The sequence below is a fragment of the Streptomyces sp. NRRL S-646 genome (assembly GCF_000720765.1).
Lineage (GTDB): Bacteria > Actinomycetota > Actinomycetes > Streptomycetales > Streptomycetaceae > Streptomyces.
In genome coordinates this window covers 102220-116904 of record NZ_JODC01000011.1, presented here as the reverse complement: position 1 = coordinate 116904, position 14685 = coordinate 102220, and the positions used below count along the sequence as shown (strand labels likewise).

Sequence of the window (14685 nt, the reverse complement as noted above, 5' to 3'; positions counted from 1 at the left end):
CCCCGACCTCCCACGACCTTTCGCGTCGGCGCGAAACAATAACGCGCGGGCTCCGGCCCTCCCGAGACTCCGTGCATGCGCAGCTACCGAGACCTGTTCCGCACCCCGGAGTTCACCCCGTTCTTCCTCGCCTCCGCCGCCCACACCGCGGCCCAGACGATCGGCGCCCTGGCACTCGGCACGCTGGTCTACCGGATGACCGACTCGCCGCTGCTGTCGGCGGTGAGCATGTTCGGCCCTCAGCTGGCGCAGGTGCTCGGCGCCACGTTCCTCCTCTCGGGCGCCGACCGGCTGCCGCCGAGGTCGACGCTGGCCGGCATCGGTCTCGCCTTCGCGGCCGGTACGGCCGTCCTCGCCCTGCCCGGGCTGCCGGTCGCGGCCGTCTTCGGCGTCGTCCTCGTCCAGGGCCTGGTCGCCTCGCTGGGCGGGGGAGTGCGCTGGGGGCTGCTGAACGAGATCCTCTCCAAGGACGGCTATCTGCTGGGCCGTTCGGTGTTCAACATGCTCTCCGGCCTGATGCAGATCACCGGGTTCGCGACCGGCGGCGCCCTGCTGACGGTCCTGTCCCCGCACGCCTGCCTGCTCATCTCGGCGGCGCTCTACGCCACCGCCGCCCTCGGCACCCGGCTGGGCCTGACCGCCCGCCCGCCGCGCTCCTCGGGCCGGCCGTCCGCCGCGGCGACCTGGCGCACGAACACCCTCCTGTGGTCCTCGCGCCCACGCCGCCTCACCTACCTCGGCCTGTGGCTCCCCAACGGCCTGGTCGTCGGCTGCGAATCCCTCTACGTCTCCTACGACCCCCACGCGGCCGGCGCGCTGTTCGCCTGCGGGGCGCTGGGTATGTTCGTGGGCGACGTCACCGTCGGCCGTCTGGTGCCGCCCGCGCTGCGCCCCCGGCTCGCCACCCCGCTGCTCCTCCTGCTGGCCACGCCGTACCTGTTCTTCGCCCTGCAGCCCGCGCTGCCCTGGTCGGCCGTCCTCGCCGTGATCGCCTCCGCCGGCTTCGGCGCGAGCCTCGTCCAGCAGGAGCGCCTGATGGCCCTCACCCCGGACGAACTGAGCGGCCACGCCCTGGGGTTGCACTCGGCCGGAATGCTCACCATGCAGGGCGTGGCCGCGGCCCTGGCGGGTTCGGTGGCCCAACTCACCTCGCCCGCCACGGCGATGACGGTGATGGCGGCCGCGTCGGCTGTCGTGACATCGACGCTGGCGTGGGCGGGACGGCGCACCGAGTCCCCAGCCGGTGGCCGGGCAGCACGGCGTACGGTGGTTTCCCGTCCCTGAGGCCTCGGCAACGGGCAGCATTGAAGGGTGCGTTCGTCGAAAAGTCCGGGGGAGAGCGCCCATGTCGTACGACCCTGTGAAGTGGCCCGCGCGCGGTCTGCTGGGGGCGGTGTCCCCGCAGGCCCGGCAGGAGTTGCTCGCGCTGGGGGTGGAGACCCGGTTCGAAGCGGGTGACGTGCTGTTGCGGGAGGGCGGGCCCGACCGGCATGTGCTGTTGCTGCTCTCCGGCTTCGCCAAGGTGACCGCCCGGGTGGAGAACGGTGAGGAGTCCCTGCTCGCGGTCCGGGTGGGCGGCGACACCGTCGGAGAGATGGCGGCGCTGGACGGGGCGCCGCGCTCCGCCACCGTGACGTCGTGCGGCCTGGTGACCGCACGGATATGGAAACCCGCCGAACTGCACTCGCTGCTGGCGCGCCGACCGGACGTGCACCTGACCCTGACCGGGATCATCGCCCAGCGGCTGCGCTGGGCCAACCGCCGGCGCCTGGACTTCCGCGGATATCCGGCCAAGGTGCGGCTCGCCCGGCTGCTGGTGGAGCTTGCCACGTCCTACGGCCACCCGGTCGAGGGCGGCGCGGTCCTCGGCTGCCGGCTCACCCAGCCGGAGCTCGCCGCGCTCACCGGGGCCGCCGAGACGACGATCCACAAAGGCCTGCGCGAGTTGCGCCAGGAGGGCCTGCTGGAGACCGGATACGGCTCCACGGTGATCCGTGACCTGCCCCGGCTCCGGAAACTGGCGGATCTGGCGCCCGAGGGCCCCGAGGCACCCGAGAGGTGAGAGTACGTGCCGGCGGTGCCGGTGTTCAGGCCAGCACCGGCCGCAACACCACCAGCAGCCCGGCGCTGACGTCCGTGGTGGCCGTGCGCATTCCGGTGGTGGTCGGACAGCGGTACTTGCGGGCGGCGGTCTGGTGGGGGGCCGGGGCGTGTGCGGCTTCGGCGGGTTGCGGCTCCCGGGCTTGGGTATCTGGCGCCCGAGGGCCCCGAGGCACCCGAGAGGTGAGAATACGTGCCGGCGGTGCCGGTGTTCAGGCCAGCACCGGCCGCAACACCACCAGCAGCCCGGCGCTGACGCCCATCACCGCAGTGCACACCACGACGGCGCTCAGGCACCGGTACTTGCGCACGGCCACCTGAGCCAGGAACCGGACCGTCTGCGACAACTCACGGCGTTCCAGGGCAAGGTCGGTGGTGTCCGGCTCCCCGTCGGACGGCAGGATGTCGGGGCCCGAGGCGAGGTGGGCGAAGCTGTAGCGGTTGGCGCCGACGGGCCGCAGCACGCGGGGCCGCAGGGTGGCCACCAGGAATCCGGCGCCGCCGAACAGCCCGCACAGGAACAGGGCGAGCAGGGTGCCGGCGAGCACACCAGTGGCACCACCGCGCTCGGCGGCGTGCAGGGCCCGCCCGCTCCAGACGCCGGCCGTGCCGACCAGCGCGGCCTGTGCGGCGGCCAGGATCCCGGCCTTGGTGTCGGCGTGCTGGTGGGTGGTCTGCAGGGCGGTGAACATGTACTGCGCGGGACGGCTGTCCGGCTGGGCGGCAATGGGCGGCATTCGGCTCCTCCTGCGGTCGACGGACGACGCGTCGCTTCCAGGAGACACCGGTCCGGCCGACGCAATCCTGCATTTATCCGGGATCGGACCAAGAACCCCATCCGCCCCAATTCGTGGAATTCGCCTACGACTTGGCCGGATCCCGGTATTTTTTTGCTCCTTTCCGCATCCCGTACTTCGACGGGGTTCACGGCGGCCCGGGCGTGTACCACTGGCCTACCGGCGTCCGCATGTTCGGGGGAGCGGGCGCCGGTGTGTTCCATTCAGGGAGCGGGGAGTTCGACTATGGGAACGTTCGGTCGCAGACTGCTGCTGGCGGTTGATGCGAAGGGTTATGGCGGCGTCGACGTGCTGACGCAGCGCCAGTTGCAGGAGGCCATCCAGCTGCTCCTGGGCGAGTCGGCCGCCGCGGCCGGCCTGGCGCGGGAGCGGTGGGAGACACAGGTGGGCGGGGACTCGGTGTTCGCCGTGCTGCCCGAGGGCGCCTCTGAGCCCGACCTCGTGGACACCTTCATGCGGCACCTGGACGCCGGCCTGCGCGCCTTCAACCACGGTCGGCTGCCCGAGGCCCGGCTGCGGCTGCGGGCGGCCGTGCACTTCGGCACGGCGTCCCCGGCCGCCAACGGCTTCGAGGGCCGCGCCCCGGTCGAGATCGGCCGCATGCTGGACAGCGCGGTCCTGAAGTCGGCCCTGGCGGCCGCCCCCGACGCCTGTCTGGCCCTCGCGGTCTCCTCGACGGTCTTCAACGACGTGATCCGCGAGGCGTACACGACGATCCGGGCGCAAGAGTTCCGCGAGGTGCGGATCGCGGAGAAGGAGTACGCGGGTCGGGCGTGGATCCGGGTGCCCGGGTACGACGTGCATGCGCTCGACCTGGGCGGGGCGGCGGAGGCGCCGTCCGTCGGCGGGGCGGCCAGGAGCGGCGCGGATGGTGGTGGGGCGGATGACGGCGCAAGCGGGGGTGGTGAAGTGCCCGACGTGCGCCCCCCGAGTGCGCCAACTGCTCCTGGCGACACGGTAGTTCAGGTGTTCCCCGGAACCGTCCATGCTCCGGGCGCCGTCTTCGGCATCTCCAAGTGACCTCCGAGTGACGGCTGAGAATGGACGAGGAAGAGAGCGCGAAGAGACTCCAGGGCACCCCGGAACCGCCGGACGCCGACGGCGGATCGGAAGCCCCGGACACACCCCGGGACCCGGGTGACTCACCCGAGGCGGCTCCCCCGCAGGAGCCCCCCGGGGACGACCCGAAGCCCCGCGGCGACCGGCCGGCCGACAACGCCGACACACCCCGGGGAACAGAACAGCCCGACGAGGCCGAACAACCCGCCAGGCCCGACCGGGCGAAACGGGCCGACGAGACGGCCCGGGCACAGAACAACGTCAACCAGTACTTCTACGGCGCCCTCGACGCCCCCGGCGCCATCTTCGGCATCGGCACCGCGGATTCCGCCAATGCCCGGCGCCGCGCCGTCGGCCGCCTGGATGCCGGTGAGGCCGACGCGATCCTGGCGCCGTACGTCGAACCCGACTGCTTCGAGGAAGCCGTACGCGCCCTCCAGCAGGACGGTGTGGTCGTGCTCGTCGGGCCGCCCGGCACGGGCAAACGGTCCGCGGCGGTGGCCCTCGTCGCCAAGGTCGCGGAGGGCACGGAGTACGTGGTGCTCTCGCCCGGCCGCAGCCTGGAGGACCTGGCGGGCGGGCGCCCGGTGTTCGAGAAGGGCGTCGGCTATGTGCTCATCGACCGTATGAACGAAGCCGTCGGCGGGACCGCGGACTTCGACTGGCGGCGGGTGCGCGACACCGTGCGCGAGCAGGGGGCGCATCTCGTGGTCACCACCGTGTACCAGGGCGAGGACGACGCCCCCGGATCCGTACGCCATATGCCCTGGCAGCCACCGGACCTCACGGCCGTCCTGCGGCTGCGGCTGGTGCGGGCGGGCTGCGGGCAGGACACCGTCGAGCAGGCCGCCTCCCTGATGCCCGCCGGATGCCGGATCGCGGAGGTGGCCGCGGCGGCCGCCAGGATCGCGGACGGTGCGGACCCCGCCGGGGTCTGGCAGGAGTACGGCGCCGCAGCGGCCCAGCCCGTACGCGACTGGTTCGACGAGCCGCGCTCGCCGCAGGAGTGGACCGAGGTCACGGCACTGGCCTTCGTCACCGGCCTCGGCTACCGCGACTTCGAGACCTGTCAGGAGCGTCTGGAGGAGCATGTGGCGGCCACCTTCCCGGTGCTCGCCAAGGACGAGGAGACGGCCGAGGCCACCCGGCGCGACGCCGACCGCAGGCTGTCGCTGTCCCGCAACAGCCTGGTCGCGGTCGAGGAGCGCAAGGATGGCGCGCTCACCCGGTCCGCCCTGGTCTTCCCGCACTCGCAGTACCGGCGGTGGGTGCTGGAGGAGCTGTGGAGCAAGCGCTCGACGGCGTACTGGGACGGTGTACGGGACTGGCTGACCGAACTCGTGGCCACCCAGCCCGGCCTGGGGCTCCAGTTGTCCGTCGCCTCCGGCCTCGCCCTGCTCACGCGGCCCGCCTTCGACGAGGTCGCGGAGAACTATCTGCACCCCTGGGCGGCCGGCGCGGCGGGCCCGGCCGGCCAGTCCACGGCCACCCTGGTGCTGCACTGCATGTGTCTGGACGAGGGCCTTGCCGCGACCGCACTGTCCGTCGCCCGCGGCTGGGCCCGCTCGCCCGACCCGGAGCTCTCGTCGACGGCGACCGCGGCGTTCAGCGGGGCGCTCGGGGTGTGCTTCCCCACGGACGCGGTCAAGGCGCTGCTGCACCGCACCCTCCGCCGGTTCGACGATCAGGCATTGGAGGCGATGGTCGCCCTCGCCGGTCTCGTCGTCGTCCTCATGGAGTGCGACCAGGACGCGGGTGCTGTGCTGCGTCCGCTCGCCTACCGGCTGAAGGACGAGGGCGGAAAGCTCACCGCACATCAGAAGGACCGCACCCTCGACGCCGCACTGATCGTCGTGGCGCGGCACACGCGCACGGGCCGGATGGTCTGCGCAGCGCTGCCGGCCCGCGACCCCCGGCAGGCCGACCCGATCGGCGAGTTGTGGGCGGGGCTGCTGGCGAACCGGCCGTACCGGCGCCGTGTGCTGCTGTGCCTCCACCTCACCCTGCGCGACCTGTCCGCCGGGACGGACGAGCCGGAGCAGACGGCCGAGCGGCTGGGCCGCTCCCTGGGCGCGGCACTGCCGCCGGACGAACGCCCGCTGCTGGGGCCGTCCCTGCGGCAGGTCGTGGGGCGTTTCGACGAGGCTGCGGCCCCTCTGATCGACATCTTTCTCGACGCTGTACTGAGCACGGAGGACTGACAGGCATGAATGCCAATTACCCGCTCGTGGAGCAGCGGGAATACGGGCGGCCGGAGAAGCGCGGCGGCCTGATGAAGAAGCGCGTGATGCGGGACGAGGGCGAACTGCCCCGGCTCGCCCCGCACCACGTACGGGTCTTCCGGGTCGGCGCGGAGTACGTCGAGGACCACGGGCAGCTGCACGCCGAGGACCCGGTGGTGATCGGTGCCAGCTCCGTCACGGTCGTCGACCGCCGGATCGAGGTGCCGGTCGTCGTGGAGACGAGGATCCCCTCCGCCGAGGCGGGGGACTTCACCGTAAGGGCGACGTTCTACTGCACCGTCACGGACGCGAAGGCGGTCGTGCGTGACGGCATCACGGACGTGGAGGCGCTGCTGCTGAGCCATCTGCGGGAGGTGCCGGGACTCACCGAGGACGGCAGCGACCAGCCGATCATGAACTCCGCCGCCGTACGGGAACGCATCGACGCACGGCTGACCGCGTACCACGAGATGCGCCCGACGGTGCTGTCCGGCCTGCGCGCCCGGCACGGTCTGGTCGAGGTACTCACTCCTGCCGAACTCGCCCAGCACATCGCCCAGTTGGAGAAGGAGCGGTGGGAGCAGCAACAGCAGCAGCGGCGGGAGGAGCGGGAGCAGCAGCTGGCCCTGGACCGGGCCGAGCGGGAGGCCGAGCTGGAACTGAAGCGGGAGCAGATCCGCTTCGTGCGGGAGCAGCGCAGGGAGCGCAACCGGCAGCAGGAGGCGGTGGACAAGGAGCTGGGCCGGCAGGACTACGAGACCCTGCGCGGCGGGTTCGACCGCGAGGCGGGGGCCGAGCAGCAGAAGCACGACCTCACGCAGCGGGCCGAGTTCAACCGGTTCGTCCGCGATCAGGTCCAGGAGGACATGAAGCTTCTCGGCGCCAATCCGCTCGCCGCGGACCTCAGCGCCCGCCACCACGGCGACATCACCTCCGACGAGTACTCCAAGCGCGTACGGGGTTACGACGAGCTGCAGGCCGAACGAGCCCGGCTGGAGCGTGAGTTCCAGGAGAAGCGGGCCGAGCTGGACCGGCAGGAGGAGCGCTGGAAGGTCGAACAGAAGAACCAGCTGGAATCGTCGACCCGCGCGGAAACCCTGCAACGCGAGACGGCCAAGGCCGAGGAGGCGGCCCGTCGCTGGGACGTGGAGCACGCGGAAGAGGTGCGCCAACGCGACGAGGACCGGCAGGACAAGAAGCAGTTGCTGCAGGACCAGCACACCTGGGCCAGGCAGCAGCTGGGCGCCTGGACGGAGCTGACCAAGCAGGCCTTCGACCGCGGCCTGTTCGACGGGCAGCTGAGCGACCCGGGCGCGCAGATCAACCGGGTGGGCGACTTCTCCTTCGAGCGGGGCCCCGCGCAGGACGGCACCGCCCCGAGCGCGGTGACGAACACCCCGCGCGTGAGCATCGTCCAGAAGAGCCAGGACGGCGGCGACGCCCAACTGGGCGACGCCGAACCCGACCTCGGCGGCACGGACTCGGAGGGCAGCCTTGGCCACTGACACACCGCTGCGCCACGCCGACAGCGCCTCCTTCGGCGACGACCCGGGCGCGGCCCGTCCGGTGCCGCGCGCAGGCGGTCCGGCGGTCCGGCTGCGCGGGCTGATCGGCATCGACGAGGGGCTGCTGGCCTGGGTGCCGGAGGAACGCACCCGTTACACCTGGTACGGCGCCCTGGTCGTCAACACGGCCCTGGTGGGCGCCCTCTCGATGACGTTGGCGCTGAGCAGCTTCCGCTCCGACCTGCCCCTCGCCGCCGTGATCGGGGTGGCCGCCGTCTGGTTCTGGGTGGTTCTCGCGATGGACAGCTGGCTGGTGTCCAGCACCCACGGCACGATGGTCAAGAAGTGGTCGCTTCTTCTCCGCTTCATTCTCTCCGTGCTCCTCGGCCTGTTCATCGCCGAGCCGATCCTCTTCCAGATCTTCGACAAGGAGATACGCCAGGAGATAGCCGTCGGCAACGAGCAGCAGACCGCCGACTACCGCGGCATGCTCGTCTCCTGCAACCCCACCGACGGCGCGACCACCGCGGACCGCCCCGAATGCCTGAGCTACCAGCTGAAGGTGGCGGGCTCCCCGGCCGAGCTGGCCGAGCAGATCAAGAGCAACACCGCCCGCACCAAGGCCCTGCAGACCCAGGTCGACGCCATCAACAAGACGCTCGACGACAAGATGTCCGCCGAGCAGCGCCTGTGCGGCAAGGCCAACTGGATCTGGCGGAACGGGGTGCGGGACGTCACCATCACCTGCGACAGGGCCCGGAAGGACTCCAGCGAGTACCGCAGGACCAGCAAGGTCGACACATACGAGAAGGAGCTCTCGGCGCTGGTCGCCAAGAGCCGCACCCTGGCCGCGAAGAAGGACACCGCCGCCGACGCCTACCAGCCGCTGCTGCAGCGGGCCATCGAGGCCAAGACGCGGGCACGGGCCGCCGACCTGGACACCGACGGCATCCTCACCCGGGCCCACGGGCTCAGGAAGGTCGCGGAGTCCGACGGCTTCGCGCTCTTCATCACCCTCGTGCTGCATCTGCTGCTGATCTGCCTGGACGCCATGCCCGTGCTGGCCAAGCTGATGAGCGGCGCCACGATGTACGACCGCATGCTCGGCGCCCGCTTCACGGCGAGCAGCCGGACGTACACCGAGGAGCTCCAGGTGCAGCAGGAGTGCGCACGGATGGAGCACGAGGTGCAGCGCCACGGCGTGGCACAGGACACGGCCGACCGTATGCGGCGTGTGGAACACGACTTCCAACGGGCCCAGGCGGAGCGGGCCGCGGAGGAACGGGCCGAGCTGGAGGAGCGGATGGGCCGGATCCTTCGGGCGAGGAAGGCCTGAGCGGGACGGCCGACGGACCGGCGACGGCCCCGCCCCGGGAGGGGCGGACCGCCGCCGGAGCCGAGGTCACGGCTGACGGGTCTCCGGTACGGGAGCCGGACTGGCGGGCGCCATGTTCTGCGCCGCCCGGTCGAAGTACCTGAGCAGCTCCACCGGAAACGGCATCACGAGCGTCGAGTTCTTCTCGGCCGCGACCTCCACGACCGTCTGGAGGAGACGCAGCTGCATCGCCTCGGGGGTGTCGGACATGATGCGCGACGCGTTGGCGAGCTGCTGTGCGGCCTGGAACTCGCCGTCCGCGGTGATGACCCGGGCCCGCCGCTCCCGCTCCGCCTCGGCCTGCCGGGACATGGACCGCTTGAGCGACTCCGGCAGCTGTACGTCCTTGATCTCGACGCGGTCGATGTGGACGCCCCAGCCGGCGGCCGGGCTGTCGATCATCAGGGCGAGCCCCTCGTGCAGCCGCTCACGGTCGGACAGCAGGTCGTCGAGGTCGCTCTTGCCGATGATGGAACGCAGCGACGACTGGGCGACCTGGCCGACGGCGAAGTGGTAGTCCTGGACCTCGATGGCGGCCCGGAGCGGATCGGTCACCCGGAAGTAGACGACCGCGTCGACCTTCACCGAGACGTTGTCCTTGGTGATGCCCTCCTGGGTGGGCACCGGCATGGTGATCACCTGGGTGTTCACCTTCCGCATCCGGTCGACGAACGGGATCAGGAACGTCACGCCCGGCTGCCGGTACGACGGCAGGGCCTTGCCCATCCGGAACACGACCCCGCGCTCGACCTGGTTGACCACCCGCATACCGCTGCGCAGCACGAGCAGGGCCGCCACAGCAACCAGCACGACCGCGACCACAGTGCCTTCCATGGCACTCCATTCCTCGAAAGGATTCCCCGTAAGGATTGAGACAAGGAAGTAGACACCGGACGGAGTTGGCCGGATGCGCCCGCAAGCGTCAGGAGATCGTCAAGAAATCGATCCTGCACACGGTCCTGCACACGGCCCCGTACCGAGGGTCCTCGTCGTGGGCGCGGGCTTCGGCGGGATCGCCGTCGCCGCCGAGCTCCTGCGGCACGGGCCGGCCGACGTGACCCTGCTGGAGGCGGCACCGCAGCTGGGCGGCACCTGGCACCACAACCGCTACCCGGGCGCCGCCTGCGACGTGCCGAGCCACCTGTACTCGTACTCCTTCGCCCAACGCGCCTCCTGGGCCCATGTGTTCTCCCACCAGGACGAGATCCTGCGGTACGCACAGGAGACCGCGGACGCGCTCGGGGTCACCCCGCGGATCGTCACGGACACCACGGTGACCTCGTGCACATGGGACGACGGCACGCGTACGTGGACGGTGCACAGCCGTCGTAGGGGATCGGACGGGCCGGAGGAGGAGAGGGTCGCCGATGCCGTCGTGCTCGCCACCGGACAGCTCGACAAGCCGGCCCTCCCGGCCGTGGAGGGGCTGTCCGACTTCGCCGGGCGCAGCTTCCACTCCGCCCGCTGGGACCACGACTACGACCTGCGGGGCAAGCGGGTGGCGGTCATCGGAACGGGCGCGAGCGCAACCCAGCTGGTTCCCGAAATCGCGCCGCTGGTCGCTCACTTGACGGTGTTCCAGCGCACGGGGAACTGGTTCCTGCCGCGTCGGGACCGCCCGATGCCGGCGCTCCTGAACCGTGCGATGCGCCTGCCGTGGGCACGCCGCGCCTGGCGTCGGCTCCTCCACCACGGCATCGAGCTGCTCACCCTCTGCATCCGCCACCCCCGAATCGCCGGCCGCATCGGCGCTGTGCTCTCCGCCGCCCATATGCGCCGCCAGCTGCCCGACCCCGAACTGCGCCGCAAGGCCTGGCCCGACTACCCCTTCGGCTGCAAACGCGTCCTGCTCAGCTCCGACTTCCTGCCCGCGCTGCGCCGCCCGAACGTGGAGCTGGTGACGGACCCGATCGCCCGTATGACCCCCGAGGGCCCGGTGACGGAGGACGGCCGGCTCCACGAGGTCGACTGCGTGATCCACGCGACCGGCTTCCGTACGAACACCTTCATGCTGCCGATGGAGGTGCGGGGCGCGGGCGGACGCTCGATCAGGGAGGTGTGGGCCGAGGGGGCCCGCGCACACCTCGGCATCATGGTCCCCGGCTTCCCGTCCCTGTTTCTCATGTACGGCCCGAACACCAACACCTCCGGTGGCTCCATCCTGTTCTTCCTGGAGGCCCAGGCCGCCTATGTCCGCCGGGCGCTGGAGCTGGTCCGCCGCGCCGGAGCGGCGGCGCTGGACGTGCGGCCCGAGGTCGAGGAGGCGGGGCTACGGGCCCTGCGGGCACGTTTCGGGGGCACGGCCTGGCAGTCCTGCTCGTCGTGGTACCGCACTCCCGACGGCCGCAATGTCGCCAACTGGCCCGGCTACATGGGGGAGTACGCGGCACAGACGCGGCGGGTGACGCTCGCGGAGTTCCGGTTCCTCCCGTCCCGGGGGCGATGAACCGGCGCAGTGCGTCGGCGAGTTGCAGCAGGCAGCGGGCGCCCTCCGAGCGGCCGACCGGTCGTGCCCCGCTTGGGGACGCCAGTCGCAGTGGCTGCGGAAACGCCCGAGGGCGGCGTCCCGTCTCCGGTACGCCGCCCCCAGGTCGTCGGGTGCCAGTCCGTCAGCTCTGGTGCGGGGAGCCGTGGATCAGGAGCTCGGTCACGTCCATGTAGCTGCAGCCCGAGGGGCTCGGGTCCGTAGCGCACTTGGCGCCGTTGTCGGCGGCCTGGTTGCCGAGCATGGTCAGGCGGACGTAGCGGACGTTCTGCCCGGTGCCGGCCTTGAGGGGCACAGCGTTCTCGCGGCCGGTGTCGGCGGGCTTGAAGTGGCCCTCGGCGGCGGTGACCCAGGTGGTGCCGTCCGTCGAGGTCTCGACCCGGTAGTCGCCGAGGGAGGCCGTCTTGTCGTCCCCACAGCCCGACGTCGGGTCGATGCGCAGTTCGGTGACGTCGACGGCCGAGGGCAGCTTGACCGTGTTGTGCACCGGGTCGACCCCGGTGCCGTTGCTGCCGCCCTTGGCGTCCGAGCCCCAGACGGTGCCCGACATGTCGATCAGGCCGTTCGGTCCGCAGCCGAAGTCGGTGTTGTCGGGTCCGGTGAACTCCGTGACGGTGGCGCCGCCGGAAGCGGCGGCCCAGTCGCGGCGCAGCGACCAGTCGGCGCCGCTCCCGGAGCCGACGGAGGCCGTGCGGATCTGCGGCTCGTAGCCGTTGCCGCTCGCGTACACCTTCCGGTACGTGCCCTTGGGGACGTTGTGGATCGTGTACGTGCCGTCCGCCCTGGTCACGGCGGAGAAGTCGGCACCCGGGAACCCGGAGGCATGGCCGCTGATGCTGACGCCGACCCCGCCGACGGGGGCGCCGGACGCGTCGTCGGTGACCTTGCCGGTGAGGGTGGTCACCGCGGTGTGCGGGCCGGGCGGCAGCGAGAAGTCCTCGTCGGGCTTGGTGTCGTCGGCGCTCAGCGCGGCGGCGAAGTAGCCCATGCCGCGGTGCGCGAACACCTTCCAGATGCGGTCGTGGGCCCGGCCGCGGTTGACCACGGTGTCGGCCTGCAGGATGGCGTTGCGCTGGTCGAGGAAGGTGGGGTTCGCGGGCGACAGCTCCATCGCGCGGGTCAGCAGCGACTCGGTGAGCCTGCTGCCGAGCCGGTTCCGCAGGTCCCAGAGCGTCTCGCTCCAGATCTCGCCGTCGGCGTGCACCTCGGCGCCGCGGCGCGAGATCTTCCCGTAGTCGCCGTAGGTGTACCCGCCCTTGCCCGCCGCCGCCGTGCCGGGGCACTTGGCGGAGGTGGAGCCGACGGGGCAGTCCAACGGTTGGGAGCGCGAGGGCAGTTCGTCGGTCCAGTGCGGCGGGTCGAGGGCCACCTGACCGTCGACGTGCCGGTTGTCCTTCAGCAGCCCCTTGGTGTTGAGGAAGTCGAGCGCGTACCAGTCGCTCCAGGCCTCGCCCATCGCGCCGCCCTGCTGACCGGTGAGGGCCGAGACCCCCGCCGCGTCGACGACGAGCCGGTTGGACAGGCCGTGCGTGTACTCGTGGTAGACGGTGGCGGCGTCGTCGCCCCAGTTGCCCTGCAGCACCGTGCCGGTCCCGGTCAGGTACATCTGCATCGTGGGCGCCTGCCCGTCCGGCGGCGTCCCCATGTTGGCGTTGTTCAGGTGGTTCTCGTCGGGCAGCCCGTGCTCGACCGCGGCGCCGTCGTCGGTCTGCGCGTCCACGGCGTCGCCGTCCCGGCCGTCGAAGTTGCCCGCGGCCCGGGTGAAGCCGATCGGGCCGGCCTCCAGGTGGTCGTGGTAGGTGCCGAGGTAGTAGTAGACCTGCGCGGCGTTCTGCTCGCGGTTGGTCTTCCAGGAGTACGGCGTCTTCTGGTCCCAGGAGCAGGGCAGCGGGACGTCGCAGCCGGGACCGGTGACGGGCTTGAACGGGAAGGAGAACGTCCCGTCGGCCGCCGGGGTGATCTCCTCGCCCGCGTCCACCTTGTTGTTGTCGTCGACATCGCTGAAGACGTGCGCGATACGGCCGTCGAGGGTCTTGGCGCCGACGGGCAGCCAGCCGTGCGCGGTGATGTGGCGGGTGTGCTGCTTGCCGCCCTTGGGGGCGCCGGGGTACCGGTCCCAGACGAGGACCTTGCCGGTGCGCAGGGGCGTGGCCGCCGAGGAGGACAGGGGCTGTCCGGTGGAGGGCGCCTCCCTGGTCGCCGCGGACAGGTCGTCGGAGAGGTTCTGCCGATACAGAACCCGCCCCGTCGCCGCGTCGACGACGTGCAGCCACATGCCGTGGCCGTCCGGCACGGTCACCGTCTGCCACGCACGCCGTGAGGTGCCGCCCGGCGCCGTATAGACGACCTGCTTGGCGGTGTCCGCCTTGCCGAGGCCACCGGCCTCGGCACCGGCGATGTCCCGAACGGCCGTGTGTCTGGCCTGCGTCGAGGTGATCCGCCCCGGCGCCAGCTGCGCGGGCAGCTTCGGCACCGGAGAGCCGAGCACACTGATCAGCCGCCCGTCACGGGCGACGTTCGCCTTGACGCCGTTGCCGAACACCGGCACACCGTCGACAGACTGGACGAACGACAGATGACGGATCCCGGCGACGTCGCTGTACTGCTTCCGCAGGGTCAGATCACGGACCTGACCGGCGGAGAGCCCGAAGACATCGGGATGGTCCCGCAGATACTCCCGGACGACGTTCTCCGGGCTCTTGCCGCTGTCGCTGCTGTCTGTCAGATACCCGTCGAGCTTGGCCACCTGCCGTGCAGTGCCGGTGGCCGGGTCCAGTTCGAGCACGCCCTGAGCCCCGAGCTGCTTGCGCAACTGCCGTACACCGGGCCGCTGTTCAGCCTTCGCCAGCCTGGCATCGCGACGCACCAGCGTCTGCTGCGAGGGCACGGACGGAGTGGCGGACGGCGTGGGCGACGGACCGTCGGCCGCCGGGCCACCCGGGACCGCGCTAGCGGCGCCGGGCACAAAAGCGACGGCCAGCGTGAGGCCGGCCGCCGCGGTGAGTATGGTCGCGCGTCTTGCGCGCGATGAGGAGGCTCTCGCCATTTCAACGCCTCGTGGGGGGTGAGGGGTCCAACGGCCGTGTTTTTACGGCCGAGTTGTACGCCTCGCACCCTTTCAAGGCGACCTGCCCGACAGAAG

At 71.5% G+C, this 14685-nt stretch carries 10 protein-coding genes; 7 read left to right on the top strand and 3 right to left on the bottom strand.

Going from position 1 to position 14685, the window contains the following annotated elements; translation table 11 throughout:
* The first annotated feature begins 75 nt into the window (after positions 1-75).
* Together IH68_RS0129185 and IH68_RS0129180 are read left to right on the top strand one after the other, a co-directional pair.
* Entirely contained in the window at positions 76-1284 is a 1209-nt protein-coding gene (locus tag IH68_RS0129185; protein ID WP_030940838.1) for an MFS transporter, read from the top strand.
* A 61-nt stretch (positions 1285-1345) separates the two neighbouring features.
* Positions 1346-2062: a Crp/Fnr family transcriptional regulator gene (locus IH68_RS0129180; protein ID WP_030940836.1), complete on the top strand. Its 717-nt coding sequence runs from the start codon at positions 1346-1348 to the stop codon at positions 2060-2062.
* 250 nt (positions 2063-2312) lie between these two features.
* Here IH68_RS0129180 and IH68_RS0129175 read toward each other — a convergent pair whose 3' ends face one another.
* A complete protein-coding gene (locus IH68_RS0129175) occupies positions 2313-2837 on the bottom strand; it encodes a hypothetical protein (protein ID WP_030940834.1) in 525 nt (174 codons plus the stop codon).
* A 285-nt stretch (positions 2838-3122) separates the two neighbouring features.
* Here IH68_RS0129175 and IH68_RS0129170 point away from each other — a divergent pair, with 285 nt between their 5' ends.
* The 4 genes from IH68_RS0129170 to IH68_RS0129155 are packed head-to-tail and all read left to right on the top strand — an operon-like array spanning position 3123 to position 9019.
* On the top strand, positions 3123-3917 hold the full coding sequence (locus IH68_RS0129170; protein WP_030940832.1) for a hypothetical protein: 795 nt from the start codon (positions 3123-3125) through the stop codon (positions 3915-3917).
* A 20-nt stretch (positions 3918-3937) separates the two neighbouring features.
* Positions 3938-6157: a hypothetical protein gene (locus IH68_RS56545; protein WP_030940830.1), complete on the top strand. Its 2220-nt coding sequence runs from the start codon at positions 3938-3940 to the stop codon at positions 6155-6157.
* A 5-nt stretch (positions 6158-6162) separates the two neighbouring features.
* Positions 6163-7683: a hypothetical protein gene (locus tag IH68_RS56540; RefSeq protein ID WP_030940827.1), complete on the top strand. Its 1521-nt coding sequence runs from the start codon at positions 6163-6165 to the stop codon at positions 7681-7683.
* Positions 7673-9019: a DUF4407 domain-containing protein gene (locus IH68_RS0129155; protein ID WP_030940826.1), complete on the top strand. Its 1347-nt coding sequence runs from the start codon at positions 7673-7675 to the stop codon at positions 9017-9019. Before IH68_RS56540 ends, IH68_RS0129155 begins: the two co-directional genes overlap by 11 nt.
* Positions 9020-9085: 66 nt before the next feature.
* On the opposite strand, the gene IH68_RS0129150 is transcribed toward IH68_RS0129155, so the two are convergent.
* Positions 9086-9892: a slipin family protein gene (locus IH68_RS0129150; protein WP_051833788.1), complete on the bottom strand. Its 807-nt coding sequence runs from the start codon at positions 9890-9892 to the stop codon at positions 9086-9088.
* A gap of 157 nt (positions 9893-10049) precedes the next feature.
* Between IH68_RS0129150 and IH68_RS0129145 the strand changes: the two genes are divergently transcribed.
* The gene (locus IH68_RS0129145) at positions 10050-11504 is read left to right on the top strand and encodes a flavin-containing monooxygenase (RefSeq protein WP_030940821.1); all 1455 of its coding nucleotides are present in this window, start codon (positions 10050-10052) and stop codon (positions 11502-11504) included.
* 163 nt (positions 11505-11667) lie between these two features.
* Here the strand turns inward: IH68_RS0129145 and IH68_RS0129140 are convergent, their stop codons facing one another.
* The gene (locus tag IH68_RS0129140) at positions 11668-14430 is read right to left on the bottom strand and encodes a M36 family metallopeptidase (protein ID WP_234341662.1); all 2763 of its coding nucleotides are present in this window, start codon (positions 14428-14430) and stop codon (positions 11668-11670) included.
* Between the last annotated feature and the right edge of the window lie 255 nt (positions 14431-14685).

Coding starts and splice junctions, on each gene's coding strand:
- IH68_RS0129175 (WP_030940834.1), bottom strand. CDS start 2,837: ATGCCGCCCATTGCCGCCCAGCCGGACAGCCGTCCCGCGCAGTACATG.
- IH68_RS0129185 (WP_030940838.1), top strand. CDS start 76: ATGCGCAGCTACCGAGACCTGTTCCGCACCCCGGAGTTCACCCCGTTC.
- IH68_RS0129150 (WP_051833788.1), bottom strand. CDS start 9,892: ATGGAAGGCACTGTGGTCGCGGTCGTGCTGGTTGCTGTGGCGGCCCTG.
- IH68_RS56545 (WP_030940830.1), top strand. CDS start 3,938: ATGGACGAGGAAGAGAGCGCGAAGAGACTCCAGGGCACCCCGGAACCG.
- IH68_RS56540 (WP_030940827.1), top strand. CDS start 6,163: ATGAATGCCAATTACCCGCTCGTGGAGCAGCGGGAATACGGGCGGCCG.
- IH68_RS0129170 (WP_030940832.1), top strand. CDS start 3,123: ATGGGAACGTTCGGTCGCAGACTGCTGCTGGCGGTTGATGCGAAGGGT.
- IH68_RS0129180 (WP_030940836.1), top strand. CDS start 1,346: ATGTCGTACGACCCTGTGAAGTGGCCCGCGCGCGGTCTGCTGGGGGCG.